22 protein-coding genes are annotated in these 21,979 nt (G+C 67.1%); 14 read left to right on the top strand and 8 right to left on the bottom strand.

The genetic code is table 11. The features are described 5' to 3' along the window. Position 1 precedes the first annotated feature (1 nt). Together C8J43_RS08145 and dapE are read left to right on the top strand one after the other, a co-directional pair. Positions 2-673, top strand: coding sequence for a glutathione S-transferase (locus tag C8J43_RS08145; protein WP_133030448.1), 672 nt, complete (start codon positions 2-4; stop codon positions 671-673). After that, entirely contained in the window at positions 670-1,794 is a 1,125-nt protein-coding gene (gene dapE / locus C8J43_RS08140; protein ID WP_133030447.1) for a succinyl-diaminopimelate desuccinylase, read from the top strand. Before C8J43_RS08145 ends, dapE begins: the two co-directional genes overlap by 4 nt. Positions 1,795-1,846: 52 nt before the next feature. Here the strand turns inward: dapE and C8J43_RS08135 are convergent, their stop codons facing one another. The 3 genes from C8J43_RS08135 to C8J43_RS08125 are packed head-to-tail and all read right to left on the bottom strand — an operon-like array spanning position 1,847 to position 4,465. Continuing rightward, positions 1,847-2,485, bottom strand: a complete 639-nt coding sequence (locus C8J43_RS08135) for a Smr/MutS family protein (protein ID WP_133030446.1) — start codon at positions 2,483-2,485, stop codon at positions 1,847-1,849. After that, positions 2,460-3,821, bottom strand: a complete 1,362-nt coding sequence (locus C8J43_RS08130; protein ID WP_133030445.1) for a murein transglycosylase A — start codon at positions 3,819-3,821, stop codon at positions 2,460-2,462. The genes C8J43_RS08135 and C8J43_RS08130 overlap by 26 nt, the downstream gene beginning before the upstream one ends. Next, entirely contained in the window at positions 3,821-4,465 is a 645-nt protein-coding gene (locus C8J43_RS08125; protein WP_133030444.1) for a Tim44/TimA family putative adaptor protein, read from the bottom strand. The genes C8J43_RS08130 and C8J43_RS08125 overlap by 1 nt, the downstream gene beginning before the upstream one ends. Before the next feature lie 174 nt (positions 4,466-4,639). Here C8J43_RS08125 and secB point away from each other — a divergent pair, with 174 nt between their 5' ends. From secB to trpS, 3 genes are read left to right on the top strand one after another with little or no spacing between them, the layout of a single operon-like run. Next, the gene (secB, locus tag C8J43_RS08120) at positions 4,640-5,152 is read left to right on the top strand and encodes a protein-export chaperone SecB (protein ID WP_056051217.1); all 513 of its coding nucleotides are present in this window, start codon (positions 4,640-4,642) and stop codon (positions 5,150-5,152) included. 19 nt (positions 5,153-5,171) lie between these two features. Further along, complete coding sequence (gene murJ / locus C8J43_RS08115; RefSeq protein WP_060526750.1) at positions 5,172-6,737, top strand: murein biosynthesis integral membrane protein MurJ; 1,566 nt, start codon at positions 5,172-5,174, stop codon at positions 6,735-6,737. A 9-nt stretch (positions 6,738-6,746) separates the two neighbouring features. Then, positions 6,747-7,754, top strand: coding sequence for a tryptophan--tRNA ligase (gene trpS / locus C8J43_RS08110; RefSeq protein ID WP_133030443.1), 1,008 nt, complete (start codon positions 6,747-6,749; stop codon positions 7,752-7,754). Between the two features lie 222 nt (positions 7,755-7,976). On the opposite strand, the gene dnaA is transcribed toward trpS, so the two are convergent. The 3 genes from dnaA to mutM form a co-directional block, all read right to left on the bottom strand. Continuing rightward, entirely contained in the window at positions 7,977-9,470 is a 1,494-nt protein-coding gene (dnaA, locus tag C8J43_RS08105) for a chromosomal replication initiator protein DnaA (protein WP_133030442.1), read from the bottom strand. 449 nt (positions 9,471-9,919) lie between these two features. After that, positions 9,920-10,183, bottom strand: a complete 264-nt coding sequence (gene rpsT / locus C8J43_RS08100) for a 30S ribosomal protein S20 (RefSeq protein WP_031394736.1) — start codon at positions 10,181-10,183, stop codon at positions 9,920-9,922. Between the two features lie 94 nt (positions 10,184-10,277). After that, positions 10,278-11,093, bottom strand: a complete 816-nt coding sequence (mutM, locus tag C8J43_RS08095; protein WP_133030441.1) for a bifunctional DNA-formamidopyrimidine glycosylase/DNA-(apurinic or apyrimidinic site) lyase — start codon at positions 11,091-11,093, stop codon at positions 10,278-10,280. A 56-nt stretch (positions 11,094-11,149) separates the two neighbouring features. Between mutM and C8J43_RS08090 the strand changes: the two genes are divergently transcribed. The 7 genes from C8J43_RS08090 to moeB all read left to right on the top strand — a co-directional run bounded on the left by C8J43_RS08090 (position 11,150) and on the right by moeB (position 17,761). Further along, complete coding sequence (locus tag C8J43_RS08090; RefSeq protein ID WP_056051226.1) at positions 11,150-11,914, top strand: class I SAM-dependent methyltransferase; 765 nt, start codon at positions 11,150-11,152, stop codon at positions 11,912-11,914. Positions 11,915-12,206: 292 nt separating this feature from the next. Next, positions 12,207-13,739, top strand: coding sequence for a 2-polyprenylphenol 6-hydroxylase (ubiB, locus tag C8J43_RS08085; RefSeq protein WP_133030440.1), 1,533 nt, complete (start codon positions 12,207-12,209; stop codon positions 13,737-13,739). 4 nt (positions 13,740-13,743) lie between these two features. Further along, positions 13,744-14,889, top strand: coding sequence for a hypothetical protein (locus C8J43_RS08080; RefSeq protein WP_133030439.1), 1,146 nt, complete (start codon positions 13,744-13,746; stop codon positions 14,887-14,889). Between the two features lie 10 nt (positions 14,890-14,899). Next, complete coding sequence (coaBC, locus tag C8J43_RS08075) at positions 14,900-16,087, top strand: bifunctional phosphopantothenoylcysteine decarboxylase/phosphopantothenate--cysteine ligase CoaBC (RefSeq protein ID WP_133030438.1); 1,188 nt, start codon at positions 14,900-14,902, stop codon at positions 16,085-16,087. Then, on the top strand, positions 16,084-16,521 hold the full coding sequence (gene dut, locus C8J43_RS08070) for a dUTP diphosphatase (protein WP_133030437.1): 438 nt from the start codon (positions 16,084-16,086) through the stop codon (positions 16,519-16,521). Before coaBC ends, dut begins: the two co-directional genes overlap by 4 nt. After that, positions 16,518-16,982, top strand: coding sequence for a hypothetical protein (locus C8J43_RS08065; RefSeq protein WP_133030436.1), 465 nt, complete (start codon positions 16,518-16,520; stop codon positions 16,980-16,982). Before dut ends, C8J43_RS08065 begins: the two co-directional genes overlap by 4 nt. Further along, positions 16,979-17,761 (top strand): molybdopterin-synthase adenylyltransferase MoeB, encoded by a 783-nt coding sequence (moeB, locus tag C8J43_RS08060; RefSeq protein WP_133030435.1) that lies wholly within the window; start codon positions 16,979-16,981, stop codon positions 17,759-17,761. Before C8J43_RS08065 ends, moeB begins: the two co-directional genes overlap by 4 nt. Positions 17,762-17,809: 48 nt before the next feature. Here the strand turns inward: moeB and galU are convergent, their stop codons facing one another. After that, positions 17,810-18,682 carry a UTP--glucose-1-phosphate uridylyltransferase GalU gene (galU, locus tag C8J43_RS08055; protein WP_133030434.1) on the bottom strand — a complete coding sequence of 291 codons (873 nt, stop codon included), beginning with the start codon at positions 18,680-18,682 and terminating at the stop codon, positions 17,810-17,812. A gap of 147 nt (positions 18,683-18,829) precedes the next feature. Between galU and wecB the strand changes: the two genes are divergently transcribed. Together wecB and wecC are read left to right on the top strand one after the other, a co-directional pair. Beyond that, positions 18,830-19,990 (top strand): UDP-N-acetylglucosamine 2-epimerase (non-hydrolyzing), encoded by a 1,161-nt coding sequence (gene wecB / locus C8J43_RS08050; protein ID WP_133030433.1) that lies wholly within the window; start codon positions 18,830-18,832, stop codon positions 19,988-19,990. After that, a complete protein-coding gene (gene wecC / locus C8J43_RS08045; RefSeq protein ID WP_133030432.1) occupies positions 19,980-21,281 on the top strand; it encodes a UDP-N-acetyl-D-mannosamine dehydrogenase in 1,302 nt (433 codons plus the stop codon). Before wecB ends, wecC begins: the two co-directional genes overlap by 11 nt. A gap of 101 nt (positions 21,282-21,382) precedes the next feature. On the opposite strand, the gene C8J43_RS08040 is transcribed toward wecC, so the two are convergent. Next, positions 21,383-21,979, bottom strand: a complete 597-nt coding sequence (locus tag C8J43_RS08040; protein WP_121904151.1) for an FKBP-type peptidyl-prolyl cis-trans isomerase — start codon at positions 21,977-21,979, stop codon at positions 21,383-21,385.

Raw genomic sequence — 21,979 nt, 5'->3', positions numbered from 1 at the left:
CATGAAACTGATCATCGGCAACAAGGCCTATTCGTCCTGGTCGCTTCGCGGCTGGCTCGCCTGCAAACAATCCGGGCTGCTCTTCGAAGAGGTGGTCGTGCCAATGTACGACGCCGATTGGGAAAAGCGCCGCTCGGGCGACGAGTTCGCACCATCGTCGGGCAAGGTGCCGATCCTGTGGGACGGCGACGCGGTGGTGTGGGACAGCCTGGCGATCGTCGACTATCTCGCGGACAAGGTCGGCCGCGACCGCTTCTGGCCCGAGGACGACGCCGCACGCGCGATGGCACGGTCGATGGCGGCCGAGATGCATTCGAGCTTTGCCGCGCTGCGTCGCAAGCACAGCATGAACGTCCGCCAGATATTCCCCGCGCAGCAACCCGACGACGACGTGCTGGTCGAATTGCAGCGGGTCATGGAATTATGGGCGCAGGCGCGCGCGCGCTTCGGTGGCGGCGGCGATTTCCTGTTCGGCCAGTTCGGCGCGGCGGACATCATGTTCGCGCCGCTCGTGACGCGGATCGTCACCTATCAACTGCCGATCGCGCGCTTTGCGGCGGGCTACATGCAGGCGATGTTCGAACACCCGTTCATGCAGGACTGGATCGCCGCCGCGCAGGAAGAGGAATGGGTCCTCGAGCAATTCGAGCAGCCGGTGCCGACGCCTGCATGAGCGGCCCGATCGACCCGGTCGCGCTGACACAGGCGTTGCTCCGCGCGGATAGCGTCACGCCCGCGCGCGGCACCGTCTTCGATATACTGGAAGCCGCGCTCGCCCCACTCGGTTTCGCGGTCGATCGCTTCATGAGCGGCGAGGCGCCCGACGGTCCGGTCGAGAATTTGCTCGCGGTACGCGGCGACGGGCCCCGCCATCTCGCCTTCGCCGGTCATGTCGACGTCGTCCCGCCCGGCGAAGGCTGGACCGGGTCGCCCTGGTCCGGCGAGGTTCGCGGCGGTCTGCTGTACGGACGCGGCGCGGTCGACATGAAGGGCGCGGTCGCCGCCTTCGTCGCGGCGGCGAGCCGGAGCGAGGCCGGAACGCTGTCGATGATCATCACCGGCGACGAGGAAGGCCCCGCCACCTACGGCACCGTGGCATTGCTGGAGCGGATGGCAGCGCGTGGGATCGTGCCGGACTTGTGTCTGGTCGGCGAACCCACCTCGACCGCGCGCCTCGGTGACATCATCAAGATCGGCCGGCGCGGCTCGGTCAACATCTGGATCGACGTGCCGGGACGTCAGGGGCATGTCGCCTACCCGCATCTCGCCGACAATCCGATCCCGCGGCTGATCGCGATCCTCGCGGAGATCGATGCCGTGGTGCTCGACGAGGGGACCGAGTGGTTCCAGCCGTCGAACATCGAAGTCACCGACATCACCGTCGGCAACCCCGCGCACAACGTCATTCCCGCCAAGGCGTCCGCGCGGCTCAGCATCCGGTTCAACGATCGCCACCGCGGGGCGGATCTGATCGACCGTATCCGCGCGATCGCCGAGCGTCACGCGCACGGCGTCGTGGTGACGGGCAAGCTTTCGGGCGAAGCGTTTTTGACCGCGCCGGGGGCGTTCTCGACGCTGTTGTCGGAGGCCATTGCGGGTGCGACCGGGATCACCCCGGAACTGTCGACCACCGGCGGCACATCCGATGCGCGCTTCCTGTCGAAACTCTGTCCGGTCGTCGAGTTCGGGCTGATCAACGCGACGATGCACAAGGTCGACGAGGCGGTCGCGGTCGAGGATTTGCGGACGCTGACGGATATATACGCGGCCGTGATCGCGCGCGCACTGGCCTGAGTCGGATATTCCCGTTCGATCCTTCCCGCCAGGGAAGGATCAATGCACTCGTCTACTCCCGGCCGCGGCGCAGGACGATATACAGCGCGCCCTGCCCACCGTGTCGCGGATGCGCGCCGCGGACCGCCGCGATCGAATCTGCGTGACGCGAACCTGCCAGCCAGTCGGCGACCGCGGACCGGATAGCACCTCTGGCGTGCGGGCGTTCGCTTTCGGGTCGGGGCGGCTTTCCCGTGACCAGCAGCAACACGCGGTCGCCACGGGCGATCGCCCGCCCCAGCCCGACATCGAGCAGCGCATGCGCGGACGCCAGCGTATGCCCGTGCAGATCGATCGAACTGTCGGGACTCACCACGCCTCGCGTGAGGCGCTTGTCCCAGCCACCATCGAGCGTGTTGGCGGTGATCGGTTTGGCCGCGGGCCGCGCGACGACAGGCTTGGCCCCCGCACCGCCCCCCGCCCTTGCCGCGTACGGCGTGACGACCGTACGGACGAGCGGCTTCACGCGCCCCATCGGCGCAGGCGGCGCGGGCACGATCTTGCCGTTGGGACCGATGATCGGCTTGGGCGGGGGCGGCAAAGGCGGCGCGCGCTCGGGAATCAGTACGGCGACCACGCGCATCGGTCGCACGGTCTCCATCACCCTTGCCCAAAGCTGGGCTTCGTCAGGGTTGAGTGATCGGCCCGCCATATCGCGCCCCATTACCCTGAGCGTTCAGCCGCGCGACCGTCCCGATCGGCAGCAGCAGATACGCCGTGCCACGTCCGGCCATGCCGCCCGCCGTCGCCTCTGCCGCCGCGCCCGCACCCCAGAAGGTGTCGAAACGATTGCTGCCCTTGATCGCGCCGCCGGTATCCTGCGCAATCCACAGGCCGCTCGCGTCCTGACGATCGAGCGACAGGAACACGGGCGCACCGAGCGGCACGAACTTGACGTCGGCGGCGGCGCTCACCTGACCCGTGACCGGCAAACCGAGTGCCCCCAGCGGTGCCCCCTCCAATTCGCGGAAGAACACGAAGCTCTTGTTCTCGCGCATGATCGCCTGCCCGTCGGCGGGATGCGCGTGGAGCCACGCGACGATGCCCTGCATCGAGGTCTGGCCCGGCTGGAGCAGCCCGCGCGACTTCATCAGCGCGCCGATGCCGGTATAATCACGGCCGTTCTGCGTTGCATAGCCGATCCGCAGGATTTCGCCGTCGGGCAGCCGCAACCGCCCGGACCCCTGGATCTGGAGGAAGAACAGTTCGACGGGATCGCGCGCCCAAGCGAGAATCGGCGCACGCCCCGATATCGCGCCCTGCTCGATCGCAGTCCGGTCGTAATAGGGGACGAGGTTGCTGCCATCGACGCGACCGCGAACCTTCTTGCCCTTGAGCGCGGTCGAAAACGCGCCGAGATCGACATCGATCAGATCGTTCGGCCGCCCGTAGATCGGCGCATAGCCATCGCGGCGCTCGAGCGACCCGGCGATCTCGGGTTCGTAATAGCCCGTCGCGAACGCCTTGCCGTCGCCGATCTGCGCCGCCTCGAACCATTGCGCGAAGAACGCCCGCGCATCGCGACGATCGGTCGACGCCGCCGCGGTGCACGCCGGTTGCCAATCCGTACCGCGCGTCAGACCCGAGGCATCGTTTCGGCGCATCAGCGACGGACAACTCGTGACGAACGCGGCCAGCGCGGCCTGCGCCTGTACGTCGTCGAACGGCAACGTGGCGACCGCCGGTCCCGGCACCGCGCCGGCCGCAGCAGCGTTCAAAGGCTCGATCGCAGGCACGACCGGTGCTGCCAGCATAGGTACCGCACCGACGATCCGCGCCGGCGTTTGAATCCCGCGAATGTTCGGTGAAGCCCCGGTATCACGCGAGGGATGGACGCGGACCGGTTCGCTCGGTCGCTCCGCTGGCCGCCCAGTCGGACGGTCGATCGGCCCCGGCCCGGATCGGGGCGGTTCGACGCCGCCGACGCACGCGCTCAACAGCAGCGCCAGTCCCAGGCTCGCGAGCCCGCCCCCCCTGAAATCGCGCATCAGGCTTCGTCGGTGTCCGCGAGCTTCCAGTTCGGATCGCTGCTCTTCAGCGTCCGCGCGAACGTCCAGACGTCATGCGTCTCGACGGCGTCGGTCAGCGAGCCGGCGAGGACGACGCCCTCCGCGTCCCGCGTGACCGCTGCAATGTCCGCATCGAAGCGTACCGTGATCTGGGCGTCGCGCCCTGAAACGCTCGCATCAGCGATCACCGCGCGCTCGATCGACACCAGCCGGTTGTCGAGCACTTCGCCCGCCTCGCGACGCGCGGCGATCGCCTCTACGAAGGCGGCGCGGACGTCGTCGATCGCGAGATCGGCCAACGCATCCTCGTCACCCTTCCAGAACGCTTCGAGGATCATGCGGTACGCGGCCTGCGACCCTTCGAGGAAGCGGCCGACGTCGAAACCCGGCTCGCCCGCGACGATCGCGCGAAGCCCGGCTTCCGCCTGCGGCTCGATATTGCGGTTGGCGACGTCGCGCGGCTCGGCGACGGCATCGATCGTCCGCGGTACCGACACCGGTACCGGACGCTCTTCGGCCGCACGCGGCAACGGCTGTTCATGCCCGGTTCGCTTACCAAGCACGCTGTAAAGACGCATGGCGAGGAACCCGGCCACCATCGCGAGAAGAACTACGTAAAACAACGGTGCCTCCGATCTTGCGTCCAACATAGGCCAAAGCTGTGGTTATTCAAACCCGCGCCCGTTGAAACACCCCCCCGGCACTGCTAATCGCACCGGCTCGACCGATGGGAACGCGCCAGCGATCCGGTTCGGTCCCGATTTTACGGCCTAGCCATAGCTTCAAGGACATGACGAATGGATGACCAGGATAACGGCGTGACGACGCCCGACCAGATGCTGGCGAACGGCGAGGACACGATCCCCGCCGCCGGGCTGATCTCGCAATACGTCAAGGACCTGTCGTTCGAGAACCCGAACGCCCCTGCCGTCTACCAGAACCAGACGCCCCCGGCGATCGACGTGCAGTTCAACATCGGCGCGGCGCAGGTCGGCGACGAGGTGCACGAGGTCGTGCTCAAGATCGATGTCCGCGCCGAGAGCGAGGGCCAGGTCGCGTTCATCGTCGACCTTTCGTATGCGGGCCTGTTCGGGCTGCGCAACATCCCGGCCGAGCATGTCCAGCCGTTCCTGCTGGGCGAGGCGCCGCGCCTGCTGTTCCCGTTCGCGCGCCGCGTGCTGTCGGATGCGGTGCGTGACGGTGGCTTCCCGCCGCTGCTGCTCGAGCCGATCGACTTCGGCCAGCTGTACCTGACGCAGTCGGAGCAGCAGGGCGTCCAGCCGAACGTCGGCGATTTCGGCCAGGCCTGAGCGACCGGAGGCGGAATACATGAACCTTACCAAGGCGCTGGGATCGGTCGGCGGGCTGACGCTCGCCAGCCGGATCCTGGGGCTGGTACGCGACTCGCTGTTCGCGCGGTTCGTCGGCGCAGGGTTCGCGTCGGACGCGTACCTGATCGCGTTCCGCCTTCCCAACATGTTCCGCGCCCTCTTTGCCGAGGGTGCGTTCTCCGCCGCGTTCATCCCGATGTTCAACCGGAAGGTCGGCGACAAGTCCGGCCGCGGGCTGCCCGACGGGATCGCGTTCGCCGAGGATGCGCTGTCGGTGCTGCTGCCGACGCTGATCCTGATGACCGTGCTCTTCGAGATCGCGGCATGGCCGCTGACGTGGCTGCTCACCTTCGGCTTCAACGGCGCGAGCGCGGAGCGGTTCGACTATGTCGTCCATCTTTCGCGGATCATGCTCCCCTATCTGCCGCTGATCAGCCTGGTGTCGCTGCTCGGTGGCATCCTCAATTCGCTGCACAAGTTCTGGATCAACGCCGCGGCGCCGATCCTGCTGAACGCGACGCTGATCGCCGCACTGCTGCTGTTCCACGAACACCAGCCGCTGCTGACCGCCCGCAACCAGGCGATCGCGGTCACCGTCTCGGGCGCGCTCCAGCTGCTCTGGCTGATCTACGCGTGTCGCGCGTCCGGGGTGAAGCTCCGGCTCAAGCGTCCGCAGCTCAACCCCGACGTGAAGAAGCTCATGTCGCTGATCTGGCCCGCCGCAGCCGGCGCGGGCGCGGTACAGATCAACCTCGTCGTCTCGACCGCGCTGGCGGCCGCACTGCTGCCTGCGGGCTCGGTGTCGTACATCTATTTCGCCGACCGACTGAACCAGCTTCCACTCGGGCTGATCGGGATCGGGCTCGGCACCGTCCTGCTGCCGACCATCTCGCGCCAGCTCGGCCGCGGCGAGGACGCCGAGGCGATGACCACGCAGAACCGCGGGATGGAACTGGCGCTGTTCCTGACCCTGCCCGCGACGGTCGCGCTGATCGTGTGCGGCGGGCCGATCATCGCCGCGCTCTTCCAGCACGGCAAGTTCACCGCCGCGCAGACGCTGCCGACCGCGCAGGCGCTCGCCGCGTTCTCGATCGGGTTGCCGTCGTACATCCTCGTGAAGGTCCTGACGCCGGGCTATTACGCGCGCTCCGACACGAAGACGCCGGTGCGTTATGCGACGATGTCGATGGTCGTGAACCTCGTGCTCAACCTCGCGTTCATCAAGCCGCTCGGCCACATGGGCCCGCCGCTCGCCACCGCGATCGCCAGCACGGTCAACGTCGCCATGCTGTACCGGACGCTGGTCCGTCGCGGGCACTTCACGCCCGACGCGCGGCTGCGGCGGCGGACGTGGCGGCTGCTGGTCGCCGCACTGATCATGGGCGTCGTGATGTATTTCCTCAACGACCTGTTCCAGCCGTTCGTGACGGGCATCAGCATCCAGCGCTGGGGGGCGATGCTCGTGCTGGTGACGACCGGCGGTGTCGTCTATGCGATCGCGACCCTGCTCACCGGCGCGTTCCGGCTGGGCGACATCTCCACGCTTCTGCGTCGTTCCAAGTAAGGTTTCTCCATGCGCGTCCTGTCCGGCATCAAGCCCACCGGTAATCTCCATCTCGGCAATTACCTGGGGGCGGTGAAGCAGTGGGTGACGCTGCAGGACGACGTCGCGGCGCAGGGTGGCGAGTCGATGTTCTTCATCGCCGATCTCCACGCGCCGACCGAATGGATCGCGCCCGCCGAGCTCTCGTCGCACACGATCGAGGTCGCCGCGACGATGATCGCAGCGGGGATCGATCCGGCAAAGTCGATCCTGTTCAACCAGGCGCGCGTCCCCGCACACAGCGAAATGGCATGGCTGCTCAACACCGTCGCCCGCGTCGGCTGGCTCAACCGGATGACGCAGTTCAAGGACAAGGCGGGCAAGAACCGCGAGGGCGCGAGCGTCGGGCTGTACGATTACCCGGTGCTGATGGCCGCCGATGTGCTGCTCTACAACGCGACGCATGTGCCGGTCGGCGAGGACCAGAAGCAGCATCTCGAACTCGCGCGCGACATCGCCACCAAGTTCAACGGCGACTACGGCGTCGACCTGTTCACGCTCCCCGCGCCGCTGATCAGCAAGGCCGCGCCGCGGATCATGAGCTTGCGCGATGCGTCGGCGAAGATGTCGAAGTCGAATCCGTCCGAGCAGTCGGTGGTCAAGCTGATCGACAGCGACGACACGATCGCCGACAAGTTCCGCAAGGCGAAGACCGATCCGGACGTGTTGCCCGCGACGGTCGAGGAGCTCGGCGACCGTGCCGAGGCGCGCAACCTGCTGACGATATACGCGGCGCTGGCGGATAGCGATGTCGCGACCGTGCTAGGCGAGTTCGGCGGCAAGGGCTTCGGCGCGTTCAAGCCAGCGCTGGCGGATCTTGCGGTGGCAAAACTGGGCCCGATCCGTGACGAGATGGTGCGGCTGCTCGATGACCGCAGCGCGGTGACGGCGGTATTGCAGGCGGGTGCGGAAAAGGCACGTGCGTTGGCCGCTCCGGTGCTGAAGCAGACGCAGGACGCAATGGGGCTACAGGTTTAACCCGAACCGACCTGCCCCCCTCCCTGGAAGGGAGGGGTTGGGGGTGGGTCGGCTTCCGCAGTGTGGAACCGGTGTGCCTCAAACCGACCAACCCACCCCCAGCCCCTCCCTTCCAGGGAGGGGAGCAGAAATTAGTACGGACATCAGCATGTTCCCCCGCGAAGGCGGGGGTCCCAGTCTGGGCTCCCGCCTTCGCGGGAGAACAAGGAAGTACGGGCTAGCCTAGCCTTCGAGTTCGCGCATCAGCACGCGCACCGCGGCATCGATATCGCGGTCCGAATCACGCAGCTCCTCGATCTTCCGCACCGCATGGATCACCGTCGAGTGGTCACGTCCCCCGAATTTCCGCCCGATCTCCGGCAGCGACCGCGTCGTCAGCCGCTTAGCCAGGTACATCGCGATCTGCCGCGGCCGCGCGACAGCCCGGGCGCGCCGCGCGGAAATCAGATCAAGCGGCTTCAGTTCGAAATGCGCCGACACCAGCTTCTGGATCTCGTCGATCGTCACGCGCTTCTGCGCGCCGCGCAACACTTCGCCCAACGTCGCCACCGCGAAGTCGAGGTCGATCGTGTCGCCGGTCAGCTGCGCATACGCCACCACCCGATTCAGCGCGCCCTCCAGCTCGCGGATATTCGCATGGATGCGCGCCGCGAGCAGGTCGAGCACGTCGGTCGGCACCCGCATGTCGGGCAGGTCGACGAGTTTCCGGTCGAGGATCGTCCGGCGCAAAGTAAGATCAGGCGCCTTTATATCCGCGACCAGGCCAACCGACATCCGGCTGACGATCCGCGCCTCGACGCCTTCGAGCGCTTGCGGGCAGCGGTCGGCGGAGATCACCAGCCGCTTGCCCGCCGCCATGATCTCGTTGACCGTATGGAAGAATTCTTCCTGCGTCGCGTCCTTGCCGGCGATGAACTGGAGATCGTCGATCAGCAGCAGATCGGCACCGCGCAGCCGCTGCTTGAAGGCATGCGTATCGCGCGCGCGCATCGACGCGACGAAATCGTACATGAACCGCTCGGCGGACATGCACAGCACGATCGCGTGCGGGTTATGCTCGAGGAACGCGTGACCGATCGCGTGCATGAGGTGGGTCTTGCCCTGCCCCGTGCCGCTGTGAAGGAACAACGGGCTGAACCGGACCGGGCCCGGCTCGGCGAGCACCTTGGCCGCGTTGAACGCGACCTTGTTCGACGGATCGACGACGAATCGCGCGAACGTATAGCGCGGATCGAGCGGCGGCCGCTCGGCCGGCACGCCAACGGGCGCGGAGGCCACGACCGGCGCCGGCGCAGGCTTCAGCGAAGGATCGACACCGAACTTCATCGAGACCTGCGCAGGCTCCGCGACCGGCTTGGGAGCCGGCTTGGCCTCGACCGGTACCGGATCGGCGACGGGCTTGGCTGGAATGGCGTCGGCGACCGGCTCGATCGCGAGCACGACGGGCGCGCGACCCGGCGCCCGGGTCTCGATCTGAACGGTGCGGACGTGGGGCAGGATCTGCTTGAATTCGAGCACGAGTCGGTCGGCATAGTGATTGCGGACCCAGTTCGTCATGAACGCCGAGGGCAGCGCCAGCCGGATCGTATCGCGATCGTCACCCGGAACGAGTTCGATCGGTTTCAGCCACTGCTCGAACAGGCGTGCCCCCGCCGACTCGCGCAAGGATGCACGCACGCGGGCCCAGGCCTTCTCGGCCTCGGTCGCGTGCGTCATTGATCCTTGCCACTTCGTCACGCGCACGCTTCTCCGACCCCGCGAGATTGCTCGCGCGGGTGATATAGTCCCGACAGAAAATGGTCCCCCGACGACCCCAAGGGTCATCCGGCATCTTCGCCCTGTGTGTTTGATGCAGCGGTGGAAACCACCGTCGCTGTGAGCCCCGTTATGAAGCGATCGGCGATCCGGGCAAGACCCCGACGCGTCACATTTTCGAAATAAAGCGGGTTGACTTGATCAAGCCGCGGAAATGCGTCGATATTTTTATAAGTGGCTGTGTTTACGTATTTTTTGCGAATTCAATCATTCCATGACTTGACTTCGGACCACTCGAATCGCGGGGAATCCGTGGGTTACGCACCGTCGCACTTGGTTCCTTTCGCAGACGCAAAAAACCCGCCGGGAATGTCCCGACGGGTGATCCGCTTTCGACAGTGATCGGTCGCTTAGGCGAGCCCGGTCACGGCCTTGGTCAGACGCGCGAACTTGCGGCTCGCGGTGTTCTTGTGCAGCACGCCCTTGGCGACGCCACGCTGCAGCTCAGGCTGTGCGGCCGCGAGTGCGGTGGTCGCTGCGCCCTTGTCGCCCGATGCCAGTGCGGCCTCGACCTTCTTGATGAAGGTACGGATACGGCCGACGCGGTTGCCGTTCACTTCCGCGCGACGGTCGTTGCGACGGATACGCTTTTTCGCCTGCGGCGTGTTCGCCATGAAGCCCTCTGGATGTTCGAATGAATAAAAAGGGGCGCCGGATTGCTCCTACGCCCTCTCGAAGCCGCGGCCCTAGCCACTTTGTCCTAGATCGTCAACCGCGTTGGCACTTCGGACACCAGAACGTCGAGCGCCCGCCCTCGGTCCGCCGCTTCACGGTAGCACCACATTCGCACGGCTCGCCCTCGCGCCCATAGACGCGCCATTGCTTCGAGAAATAGCCGAGTTCGCCGTCCGGCCGGACGTAATCGCGCAGAGACGAACCACCAGCCAGGATCGCCGCCGTCAGCACCGTCCGAATCACCTCGACGAGCCGCTCGAGTCGAAACAGCGAGATCCGCCCCGCCGCGCGTGACGGCGCGATCTTCGCCATGTGCAGCGCCTCGCACACATAGATGTTGCCGAGACCCGCGACGATTCGCTGGTCGAGCAGCATCGCCTTGATCGACGCCCCCCGCCCTTCGAGCGCCTGGAGCAGATACGCGGCGGTCAGGTCCGGCCCGAGCGGCTCCGGCCCCATGCTGAGGAATGGCGGGTAATTCGCGATGTCGTCGGTCGCCCACAGATCGAGAAAACCGAATCGCCGCGGATCGTTGAGCGCGACCGTCCGCCCCGCCTCGGTGCCGATCAGCACATGATCGTGCGCAAGCAATTCGCTCGGATCGACTCGCCAGCGCCCCGACATGCCGAGGTGGAAGACGAGCGTATCGCCGCGATCGGTATCGATCAGCCCGTATTTGGCGCGCCGCCCCAGCGTCGTGACGGTCGCCCCGGTCATGCGCTGGCGCAGGTCGACCGGGATCGCTTTGCGCAGGTCGGCGCGGCGCGGCTCGACCGAGGTCAGGCGCTGGCCCTTCAGCACGGGCTCCAGCCCGCGCACGGTGGTTTCGACTTCTGGTAATTCTGGCACGGTTTGCAGCTAGGTTGCGTTTGCTCGCGCCACAAGGCGCGGCTAGAGCGCAGGATATGAACGACTTGATCGCGCCCGCGCCCGCACTCACGCCCGATACCGTCTCCTTCGGCTACGAAGACATCCCCGCCACCGAGAAGACCGCCCGCGTCGGCGGCGTCTTCTCGAACGTCGCAGGGAAATACGACCTGATGAACGATGCGATGTCGGGCGGCATGCACCGCCTGTGGAAGGACCGCTTCGTCCGCCGCGTGAAACCGCGCGAAGGCGAGCAGATTCTCGATATGGCCGGCGGCACGGGCGACATCGCCTTCCGCATGGAGCCGTCGGGCGCGTCGATTACGGTCGCCGACATCAACCCGCAGATGCTCGAAGTCGGCATGCAGCGCGCGCAGAAGCGCGGGATCGACGGCCTCGTCTGGACCGAAGCCAACGCGGAAACGCTGACCTTCCCCGACAAGTTCTTCGACGCCTACACGATCGCGTTCGGTATCCGTAACGTGACCGACATACCCAAGGCCTTGCGCGAAGCCCACCGCGTCCTGCGCCGTGGCGGGCGGTTCTACTGCCTCGAATTCTCGACCACCGTATGGCCCGGGTTCGCCGAGGTATACGACGCCTATTCGCACAAGATGGTCCCCAAGCTCGGCCAGCTCCTGGCGCAGGACGCCGACAGCTACCGCTACCTGATCGAATCGATCCGCCGCTTCCCCGACATGCCCAAGTTCAAGGGCATGATTGCCGACGCCGGCTTCGTGCAGACCAAGGTCGAACCGCTGCTGGGCGGCCTAGTCGCGATTCACAGCGGGTGGAAGATCTAGTGATCACGCGAAGGCGCGCGAAGATTTGTTCGCGCAGAGGCGCAAAGGCGCGGAGAGTAAGTGGGCGCGAGGGCGCCAAGGCGGCTCTTGCGCATCAGCGCTATGACGCCCTGACGTTGGTTATTAAAAGCCGCATCCGCGGCGAAGAACAACACCCCCGCGCCTCTGCGCCTCTGCGCGAACCAGTTCTTCCTTCTCTCCGCGTCTCCGCGTCTCCGCGTGAACCAATCTCTTCTCTTCGCGTCTCCGCGTCTCCGCGCGAACAAAACCCTTCTCAAGGCGCCCTCGCCCAGTGACCGCGTCCACAACCCACGTCTGGCGCCTCCTCAAATGGGGCCGCATCCTCGCCCGTCACGGCGCCCTGCGCGGGATCGAGCGCGACCCGAACACCCCCGCCCCTGTCCGTCGCCTCGCGCGGATCGCGCGGTTCGGAGCGCGCGTGCCGGCAGTGCCGCGCTATGCGGATGCGTTCCAGGCGATCGGGCCGGCGGCGATCAAGCTCGGGCAGACGCTCGCCACGCGGCCGGATCTCGTCGGCGAGGACGCCGCGCATGACCTGCTCAGGCTCCAGGACCAGCTCTCCCCCGTCCCCTACGAGACGATCGAGGCGGCGATGCTGGCGAGCTTCGGCAAGCCGCTGGAAACGCTGTTCTCGCGCATCGAACCGATCCCGGTCGGCGCCGCATCGATCGCGCAGGTCCACCGCGCCGTCACCACCGACGGCCGCCAGGTCGCGGTGAAAGTTCTCCGCCCCGGCGTCGAGGACGATTTCGCGCGCGCGATCGACACCTATAGCTGGGCTGCAGCACAACTCGAGGCACTCAGCCCCGAAGCGATGCGCCTGCGCCCGCGCCTGACGATCGAGACGTTCAAGCGCTGGACCCTGCGCGAACTCAACTTCCGCCGCGAAGCCGCGTCCGCGTCCGAACTCGCGGAAGGCATGACCGCTGAGCCCGATTTCGTCATCCCCGCGATCGACTGGGCGCGCTCGACCGCCAAGGTCATGACGATCGAGTGGATCGACGGCATCAAGCTGTCCGACCGCCCCGCGCTGGTCGCCGCCGGCTACGACCTCCCCGCGCTCGCGCAGACATTGGTCCGCGCGTTCCTCCGCCAGGCGATCGCCGACGGCTTCTTCCATGCCGACATGCACCAGGGAAACCTGTTCGCGCTGCCTGGCAACCGCATCGCCGCGATCGACTTCGGCATCATGGGCCGGATCGACCGGCGCGCGCGCGTCTGGCTCGCCGAGATTCTCTACGGCCTGATCACCGGCAACTACAAACGTGTCGCCGAGATCCATTTCGAAGCCGGCTACGTCCCCGCGCATCACGACGTCGCCGAGTTCGCGACCGCACTCAGGGCTGTCGGCGAGCCGATGCGCGGGTTGCCGGTCAAGGACATGTCGATCGGCATGATGCTCGACAGCCTGTTCTCGATCACGCGCGATTTCGACATGGTGACGCAGCCGCATCTGCTGCTGCTCCAGAAGACGATGGTGATGGTCGAGGGCGTCGCGACCAGCCTCAACCCCGACATCAACCTGTGGGAAACCGCCGAGCCGTTCGTCCGCGACTGGATCCGCGGCGAGCTCGGCCCCGAGGCGATGATCGCCGAACGCCTGATCGCCGACGTCCAGACGCTGACCCGGCTCCCCGAACTGGTCCGCCGGATCGAGGCGCACTACCCCGCCCCCGGTGGCGCTCCCCCGACGATGCCGCTGCGCGAGATCGAGGTGATCCGGATCGGTGGCGGCTGGCGTTACGGTCTGGTCGCGGTGCTCGCCGCCGCTGCCGGGGTCGCGACGACGCTGCTTCTTGGTTGAGAGCATGAAGACGCGCCGCGGCGCTCCGGTATGGACGACCGGCGCGACCCGGTTCGCGGGCATGCCGTCGGCGCACGCGCGGATCGGTATCGTGGTGTTGCTGGTGTTCCTGGCGGCGTGCCTCGGCGCGATCACCTCACCCGGCCCGCGACCGAGCAGCGCGTCCGGGATCGCCGCCGGTTCGGTGGCTGCCGACCCGCCGCCGCCGGGCCAGACCGACCTCCTGCTGTATCAGTCGATCGTTGCCGGAATCCGCGGCGGCTCGCCCTACTACACCGCCGCCGCCGAGGCGCAGCGCATGGGGCATTACCCCCTGAAACCCTTCTTCGCGGTCCGCCTGCCGACGCTGGCGGTCGTCGAGGCGGCTCTGCCCCCGATGCTGGTGAACCTGCTGCTGCTGGGGTTGTGCGTCGGAACGATCCTCGCCTGGGTCGCGCGGCTTCGTCCGGCGATGACCGGCTTGGTGCCGCTCGGGGCGGCGGGCTTGCTCGCCGTCGCGGGGCTCTTCGTAAACCTCGATCCGAGTTTCGTGGTGTTCCACGAGGTGTGGGCGGGCCCGCTGATCGCAGTGTCGCTCGCGCTGCGCCGTCCCGGCCACTGGTTGCCCGCGGTCGCGTTCGGGCTGTCGGCGATGCTGATCCGCGAGACCGCGTTGCTGTACGTCGCGATCATGGCGGTGTTCGCGTGGCTCGAAGGCGAGCGCCGCGAGACGCTGGGCTGGCTCGGTGCTATCGCAATCTTCGCGGTCGTCCTTGCCGCCCACGCGCACGCGGTGTCGCTGGTCGGCGGGCCGCTCGACCGCGTGTCGCAAGGCTGGAACGGGCTCGAAGGGTTCGGGTTCTACGTCCGGCTCGCGACCATCTCGTCGGGCCTCGATATCCTGCCGCAATGGCTCGCTTCGCTGGTCCTCGGCATGGCGCTGTTCGGCTGGCTCGCGTGGCGCGATGCGGTCGCGACGCGCGCGCTGGTCGTGTTCGCCGCCTATGCCGCGCTGATTTCGCTGTTCGCGCGCAGCGACAATTTCTACTGGGCGCTGATGACCACGCCGGTGCTGCTGGTCGGGCTGGTGTTCGCGGTCGACGGCTTGCGCGACATGATCGCCGCCGCACGCGATACGCGACGCATTACGGTGACGCGCGTTATCCGCTAGAACTGCGCAGATGAAACGCATCCTCCTGATCGTCGGCGGCGGGATCGCGGCCTACAAGGCCGCCGAACTGATCCGCCTGCTCAAGACCAGCGGCCACGCGGTGCGCTGCGTGATGACCGAGGCGGCGCATCATTTCGTGACGCCGATGACGCTCGCCGCGCTCAGCGAGGACAAGGTTTACACGACGCTCTGGGACCTGAAGGACGAGGCGGAAATGGGTCATATCCAGCTCAGCCGGGAAGCCGACCTGATCGTCGTCGCCCCGGCGACCGCGGATCTGATCGCGCGTATGGCGAACGGCATGGCGAACGATCTCGCGACGACGCTGCTGCTGGCGACCGACACGCGCGTGCTGGTCGCGCCGGCGATGAACGTCCGCATGTGGCAGCACGCCGCGACCGTCCGCAACGTCGCGCAGCTTCGGGCCGACGGGATCACGGTCCTGCAACCCGACGAGGGGATGATGGCCTGCGGGGAATTCGGCCCCGGCCGCCTGCCCGAACCACCGGCGATCATGGCGGCGGTCGAAGCGATGCTGGCCCCGCCCCGCCCTCTCAGGCTGCGCGGTCGTCATATCCTCGTCACCGCCGGCCCGACGCATGAGCCGATCGACCCGGTTCGCTACATCGCCAACCGATCCTCCGGCAAACAGGGGTTCGCGATCGCCGCGGCGCTGGCCGATCTCGGCGCGCGCGTCACGCTGGTCGCCGGCCCGGTCACGCTTCCCGCGCCTGCCGGAGTCGACCGGATCGACGTCGAGACCGCGCGGCAGATGGCGAGCGCAGTCGACGCTGCGTTGCCGGTCGACGCCGCCGTGATGGTCGCGGCGGTCGCCGACTGGCACGTCGACGCCGCTCCGCAGAAGATCAAGAAAAACGGTGCGACCCCGCTGCTCTCGCTCGCGGAGAACCCGGACATCCTCGCCACGCTCGCGCACGGTCCGCAGCGGCCGGCGCTGGTGATCGGCTTCGCGGCGGAGACCGAAAACGTGATCGAACACGCGACCGCGAAGCGCCTCCGCAAGTCGGCCGACTGGATCGTCGCGAACGACGTATCGGGCGACGTGATGGGCGGCGCCGACAACAGCGTCCACCTGGTCACCGCGACCGGCATTGAAAGCTGGGAGCGGCTGCCGAAGGATACGGTCGCGGCACGACTGGCGGACCGCATCGCCGATGCGCTAGAACCCGAGTCATGATCGGGATCGAACTCAAACGCCTGCCGCACGGCGAAGGCCTGCCGCTGCCCGCCTATGCGACCGATGGCGCCGCCGGGATGGACGTGGTCGCCGCCGAAGCGCTGACTCTCGCGCCCGGTGACCGCGCTGCGGTCGCGACGGGGTTCGCGATCGCGATCCCGCCCGGTCACGAAGTCCAGGTCCGCCCGCGCTCGGGCCTTGCGCTGAAACACGGCGTCACCTGCCTCAACACGCCCGGCACGATCGACAGCGACTATCGCGGCGAAGTGAAGGTGATCCTCGCCAATCTCGGCCGCGAGCCGTTCGCGATCGCGCGCGGCGACCGCATCGCGCAGCTCGTTCCCGCGATCGTCCTGCGTGCAACGCTGATCGAAGTCGCGACGCTCGACGACACGACGCGTGGCGCAGGCGGATTCGGATCGACCGGACGATGATCGGCGCCCTGCTCGCCCTCCTCCAGGTCGTCGCCCCACCCGGTGCGATCATACCCACGCCTCCGGCTGCACAGACATCGCCCAGCACGCCGTCGAGCGGCGGGGCCTCTGCTGGCGTACCGCTGGCGCCGCAGGATTGGAGTGCCTTGCCGGTCCTGCGCATCCGCCAACGCTCGACGACGCTGGCCAACACGTCGGCCTATGTGCACGGCGAAGTCATGGCCGGGCGGTGCGCAAGGGCGATCCGGACGACACAGGGCTGGACGCTCAGCATCGACCTTGCGGTGCTGATGACCCCCGATGGTCGCGTCCGGCGGATCACCCCGCGTGCGATCGACTGCCCGACGGTCGAGCAATATGCGGCCGGCGTCATCCTCGGCGCGCGCGATGCGATCGACGTGGTCGATACCGATACCGACACTTGGTATCGCACCAGCCTGACGTTCGCCTGGGGCGCATGATCCTCTCCGACGACGAACTCACCCGGTATGCGCGGCATATCGTCCTCAAGGAATTCGGCGGCACCGGCCAGGCGCGACTGAAGGCCGCGACCGTCGCTATCGTAGGGGCCGGCGGCATCGGCTCGCCCGCACTCCAATATCTTGGGGCTGCCGGAGTCGGTCGACTGATCCTGATCGACGACGATTCGGTCGAACCGTCGAACCTGCAGCGCCAGACGATCTTCACGACCGCCGACACCGGCGTCGCCAAGGTCGACGCGGCGGCGGCGGCGGTCGGGCGAATCAATCCTTACGTGACAGTCGACGTGCACCGCACACGCATCGACCCGACCAATGCCGCTGCACTGTTGGCGGGCGCCGACGTCGTGCTCGACGGATGCGACAATTTCGCTACGCGGTTTTGCGTCGCGGATGCCGCCTACGCGCTACGCATCCCGCTCGTGTCGGCCGCCGTCGGCCAGTTCGAAGGACAGTTCGCGACCTACCGGGGGTGGGAACTCGACAAGCCATGTTACCGCTGTTTCGTCGGCGACGATCCCGAGCGCGCCGAGACGAGCTGCGCGGAAGACGGCGTGCTGGGCCCGGTCACCGGCGTGCTTGGCAGCCTCGCCGCGCTCGAAGTCCTGCGCGCGATCGCACCGTTCGGCGACGATCAGGCGGGCAAGTTGCTGCTGATCGACTTGCTCGGCCTGCGATTCCGCACGATCAGATTGCCCAAAGACCCCGGATGCCGCGGCTGCGGGCGAAATGCCTCGCAGCCCCCCAACGAAGTTAGCTGATCGGCCCGCCCCGTCCTCGCTGAAAGAGACTGGGCGGGCCGGTTCGGCTCAGCCCTGAAGCAGGCCCTTGGCGAAGTCGCGAACCGCCGGACCGATATCGGCGCGCGACAGCGCAATCGCGAGATTGGCCTGGATGTACCCAGCCTTGTCGCCGCAATCGTAGCGCTGACCATCGAAAGTGAAGCCGTGGAACGGCTGGTTGCCGATCAGCTGCGCCATCGCGTCGGTCAGCTGGATCTCGCCGCCCGCACCCTTTTCCTGCGTCTCGAGGATCCGCATCACGTCGGGCTGCAGGATGTAGCGGCCGGGGATCATCAGGTTCGACGGCGCAGAACCCTGTTTGGGCTTTTCGACGAGCGCCTTCACTTCGGTCAGCCGGCCATCGATCGCGCCGGGCGAGATGATGCCGTACTTGTCCGTTTCCGAATCGGCGACTTCGAGCGCACCGATCACGTTGCCGCCGACCCGGTTATACGCCTCGACCATCTGCTTCATGAAGCCCGGCTTGCCTACCATCAGCTCGTCCGGCAGCAGCACCGCGAACGGCTCGTCGCCGACGATCTCGCGCGCGCACCAGACGGCATGGCCGAGGCCCAGCGGCTCCTGCTGGCGGACATAGACGGGCGAACCCGGCTTCATCCGGATATGGCTGATCGCATCGAGCGACTTGCCCCGCGCCTTCATCGTCGCTTCGAGCTCGTACGAGATATCGAAATGATCCTCGAGCGCGCCCTTGCCGCGGCCGGTCACGAAGATGATCTGCTCGATCCCCGCTTCCAGCGCTTCCTCGACCGCGTACTGGATCAGCGGCTTGTCGACGACGGTGAGCATTTCCTTGGGCATCGACTTGGTCGCCGGCAGGAAGCGCGTGCCGAGTCCGGCGACGGGAAATACGGCCTTGCGAAGCGGCTTGATCGTCATTCGGAGCTCCAATTATGTCGTCGAGGTCGTTTAGTTGCGGTGCACCATTTACCGATCGTTACGCACCCGCGCAATTCCGAACAGCCGACCAAAGAAACGCTGTAACCGGTTAGCGCGTCCTTAAATATCCTGGGCTAGAGAGGTTCCATGTCCAAGATCCTCGTCATTTTCGGAACGCGCCCCGAAGCGATCAAACTCTTTCCGGTGATCCGCGCGCTGGCGGCGATATCTGGGCTCACGGTGCGAACCTGCGTGACCGCCCAACATCGCGGGTTGCTCGATCAGGTGCTCGCGATCGCCGACCTCGCTCCCGACATCGATCTCGACCTGATGGAGCCGGGGCAGACGCTCGACCGCCTGACCGCGCGCCTGCTGACGGGGCTCGGCGAGGTGATGGATGCCGAACGCCCCGATCTGGTCGTCGTCCAGGGCGACACCGCCACCGCGATGACCGGCGCGCTCGCCGCCTATTACCGAAAGGTGCCGGTCGCGCATGTCGAGGCGGGGCTGCGCTCGGGCGACATCTACCAACCCTGGCCCGAGGAAGTGAACCGCCGGATCGTCGCGCCGATCGCCGCGCTCCACTTCGCGCCGACCGACACTGCGGCCGAGGCGCTGCGCCGCGAGACGATCGCCGCCGAGACGATCCACGTGACCGGCAACACGGTCATCGACGCGTTGCACTGGACCGCCGACCGGGTCGCCGCCGATCCTTCGCTGGCTGCCGGGCTCGACGACATCGCGATGCGGTTCGCGGGGAAACGCCTGATCCTGGTGACGACGCATCGCCGCGAGAATTTCGGCGACGGCATGGCGGCGATCGCGCGCGCGATCGGGCGAATCGCGGCGCGCGAGGATGTCGCGGTCCTGTTTCCGGTCCATCCCAACCCGAACGTCGTCTCGGTGATGGACGCGGTCCTCGGCGACCGCGCCAACGTCGCGCGGATCGCGCCGCTCGATTACCCGCATTTCGTCCGCGCGCTCGGGATGGCCGACATCGTCCTGACCGACTCGGGCGGCGTGCAGGAGGAGGCGCCCGCGCTCGGCAAACCCGTCCTGGTAATGCGCGAGACGACCGAGCGACCCGAGGGAATCGCCGCCGGCACCGCCAAGCTGATCGGCACAGACGAGGACCGCATCGTAACCGAGATCTTTACACTGCTCGACGACCCCACCGCCCATGCCGCAATGGCGCGCGCGCACAATCCGTTCGGCGACGGTCACGCCGCCGCGCGGATCGCCGACGTCATTGCCCGAACTCTCGCCCGAATTCCCGCCCCGAAGGACGCCGCCGCGCATGCTCTCTGATCCCGAACTCTCCGTCGTCGTCATGGGTCTCGGCTATATCGGCCTCCCGACCGCGGCGGTGATCGCCCGCACCGGCGCGCGCGTGCTCGGCGTCGACGTGACCGAATCGGTCGTCGAAACGGTGAACTCGGGTCGCGTGCATATCGAAGAGGTCGATCTCGACGGCCTCGTCTCGGGCGTCGTCGCGCGCGGTACGTTACGTGCGTCGATGACGATCGAGCCGGCCGATGTGTTCGTGATCGCGGTCCCGACGCCATTCGACACCGACCACGCGCCCAACATCGGCTATGTCCTCGACGCCGCGACGACCATCGCGACAGTGCTGAAAGCCGGCGATACGATCATCCTCGAATCGACGTCCCCCGTCGGCACCACCGAACAGGTGCGCGACGTATTGGCCAAGCTGCGTCCCGATATCCGGGTGCCCGGACGCGCGGGCGAACAGGCCGACATCGCGATCGCCTATTGCCCCGAACGCGTGCTGCCCGGCCGCATTCTGGTCGAGCTGATCGACAACGACCGCGTGATCGGCGGAATCACACCTAGGTGTGCGCGGAAAGCGCTGACCTTCTATCGCCGCTTCGTCCGCGGCGCCTGCGTCACCACGACCGCGCGCGCGGCGGAGATGACCAAGCTCACCGAGAACGCGTTTCGCGACGTTAACATCGCGTTCGCCAACGAATTGTCGCTGATCGCTGACACGATGGGCGTTGACGTGTGGGAGGTGATCCGCCTCGCCAACCGCCATCCCCGCGTCAACATCCTCCAGCCCGGGCCCGGCGTCGGCGGGCATTGCATCGCGGTCGACCCGTGGTTCCTCGTCCACGCCGCCCCCGACCAGACCCCGCTGATCCGCACCGCGCGCGAAGTGAACGACGGCAAGACCGACCATGTCATCGGGCAGGTCTCGGCGCTGGTCGACTCGATGCCCGATGCGGTGGTCGCCTGCCTAGGCCTCGCGTTCAAGGCGAACATCGACGACTTCCGCGAAAGTCCGGCGCTGAAAGTCGCACAGGCGGTGGCGGACGCGTTCGGCGACCGCGTGCGGATCGTCGAGCCCTATGCCAAGTCGCTGCCGATCGCGTTAGCCGAGACGGGGGCGACACTGATCGACGTCGATAGCGCGATCGAGACGTGCGCGATCATGGTCGTGCTGGTCGATCACGACGTCTTCAAGTCGATCCCGCTGGAAGAGCGCGCCGACAAGACCGTGCTCGATACGCGCGGCATCTGGCCGGACCAGCCCCGTCCGGTCCCCCCGCCCCGCCCCGCCGCTGATCACTATCACTAATCGCCGCGCATACTAAAACGCGCCCGACGGCAAGGCCACGGGCGCGTTTTAGTATCTCGGCCGTGCCGAATGCAGCCGGACGATCGTCCGGCTGACGACGATTACGGCTGAGGCTGACCCTGGGGCTGACCCTGCGGCTGCATCTGTGCGCCGCCTGGCATGCCACCCGGGGCGCCACGACCCATCTGCGCCTGTGCCTGCATCTGCTGCACTACGCTCTGCGGCAGGAAGTCGAGCAGCTCGACATCGAACACCAGCGTCGAGTTGGCCGGGATCGGGCCGGCGGCCTTGTCGCCATAGCCAAGCGACGGCTTCATCCAGAACCGGTACTTCGACCCCTTCGGCATCAGCTTCAGCGCTTCGGAGAAGCCCGGGACGACGCCGGTTACCGGCATCGGCATCGGCTGCTGCGACTTGTCGAAGGTCGTCCCGTTAAGCAGCTTGCCCTCGTAGTTCACCAGCGCGACGTCCGCATCGGTGGGCTTTGCCGCACCGGGCTTGCCGGGCGCGATCACCTTGTACTGCAACCCGGACGCGGTGACGACCACGCCGCGGGCACGCGCATTTCGCGCCAAGGGGTCGTCGCCCTGCCGCGCAAGCGCTACTGCGGCGATCAGCGCGAGCGCGATACCGACCCAGAGATAGACAAGGTAGCTGCGCTTGGTGGGCTGCAGCGGCACTGCGGTGACGGTCGACAT

Origin of the sequence: Sphingomonas sp. PP-CE-1G-424 (assembly GCF_004341085.1) — a bacterium.
In the GTDB taxonomy this organism is placed as follows: domain Bacteria; phylum Pseudomonadota; class Alphaproteobacteria; order Sphingomonadales; family Sphingomonadaceae; genus Sphingomonas.
The sequence above is the reverse complement of the archived record's forward strand: the minus strand, read 5'-3'. Positions and strand labels throughout refer to the sequence as shown.

Coding starts and splice junctions, on each gene's coding strand:
- C8J43_RS08145 (WP_133030448.1), top strand. CDS start 2: ATGAAACTGATCATCGGCAACAAGGCCTATTCGTCCTGGTCGCTTCGC.
- dapE (WP_133030447.1), top strand. CDS start 670: ATGAGCGGCCCGATCGACCCGGTCGCGCTGACACAGGCGTTGCTCCGC.
- C8J43_RS08135 (WP_133030446.1), bottom strand. CDS start 2,485: ATGGCGGGCCGATCACTCAACCCTGACGAAGCCCAGCTTTGGGCAAGG.
- C8J43_RS08130 (WP_133030445.1), bottom strand. CDS start 3,821: ATGCGCGATTTCAGGGGGGGCGGGCTCGCGAGCCTGGGACTGGCGCTG.
- secB (WP_056051217.1), top strand. CDS start 4,640: ATGGATGACCAGGATAACGGCGTGACGACGCCCGACCAGATGCTGGCG.
- murJ (WP_060526750.1), top strand. CDS start 5,172: ATGAACCTTACCAAGGCGCTGGGATCGGTCGGCGGGCTGACGCTCGCC.
- trpS (WP_133030443.1), top strand. CDS start 6,747: ATGCGCGTCCTGTCCGGCATCAAGCCCACCGGTAATCTCCATCTCGGC.
- dnaA (WP_133030442.1), bottom strand. CDS start 9,470: ATGACGCACGCGACCGAGGCCGAGAAGGCCTGGGCCCGCGTGCGTGCA.
- rpsT (WP_031394736.1), bottom strand. CDS start 10,183: ATGGCGAACACGCCGCAGGCGAAAAAGCGTATCCGTCGCAACGACCGT.
- C8J43_RS08090 (WP_056051226.1), top strand. CDS start 11,150: ATGAACGACTTGATCGCGCCCGCGCCCGCACTCACGCCCGATACCGTC.
- C8J43_RS08080 (WP_133030439.1), top strand. CDS start 13,744: ATGAAGACGCGCCGCGGCGCTCCGGTATGGACGACCGGCGCGACCCGG.
- coaBC (WP_133030438.1), top strand. CDS start 14,900: ATGAAACGCATCCTCCTGATCGTCGGCGGCGGGATCGCGGCCTACAAG.
- dut (WP_133030437.1), top strand. CDS start 16,084: ATGATCGGGATCGAACTCAAACGCCTGCCGCACGGCGAAGGCCTGCCG.
- C8J43_RS08065 (WP_133030436.1), top strand. CDS start 16,518: ATGATCGGCGCCCTGCTCGCCCTCCTCCAGGTCGTCGCCCCACCCGGT.
- moeB (WP_133030435.1), top strand. CDS start 16,979: ATGATCCTCTCCGACGACGAACTCACCCGGTATGCGCGGCATATCGTC.
- galU (WP_133030434.1), bottom strand. CDS start 18,682: ATGACGATCAAGCCGCTTCGCAAGGCCGTATTTCCCGTCGCCGGACTC.
- wecB (WP_133030433.1), top strand. CDS start 18,830: ATGTCCAAGATCCTCGTCATTTTCGGAACGCGCCCCGAAGCGATCAAA.
- wecC (WP_133030432.1), top strand. CDS start 19,980: ATGCTCTCTGATCCCGAACTCTCCGTCGTCGTCATGGGTCTCGGCTAT.
- C8J43_RS08040 (WP_121904151.1), bottom strand. CDS start 21,979: ATGTCGACCGTCACCGCAGTGCCGCTGCAGCCCACCAAGCGCAGCTAC.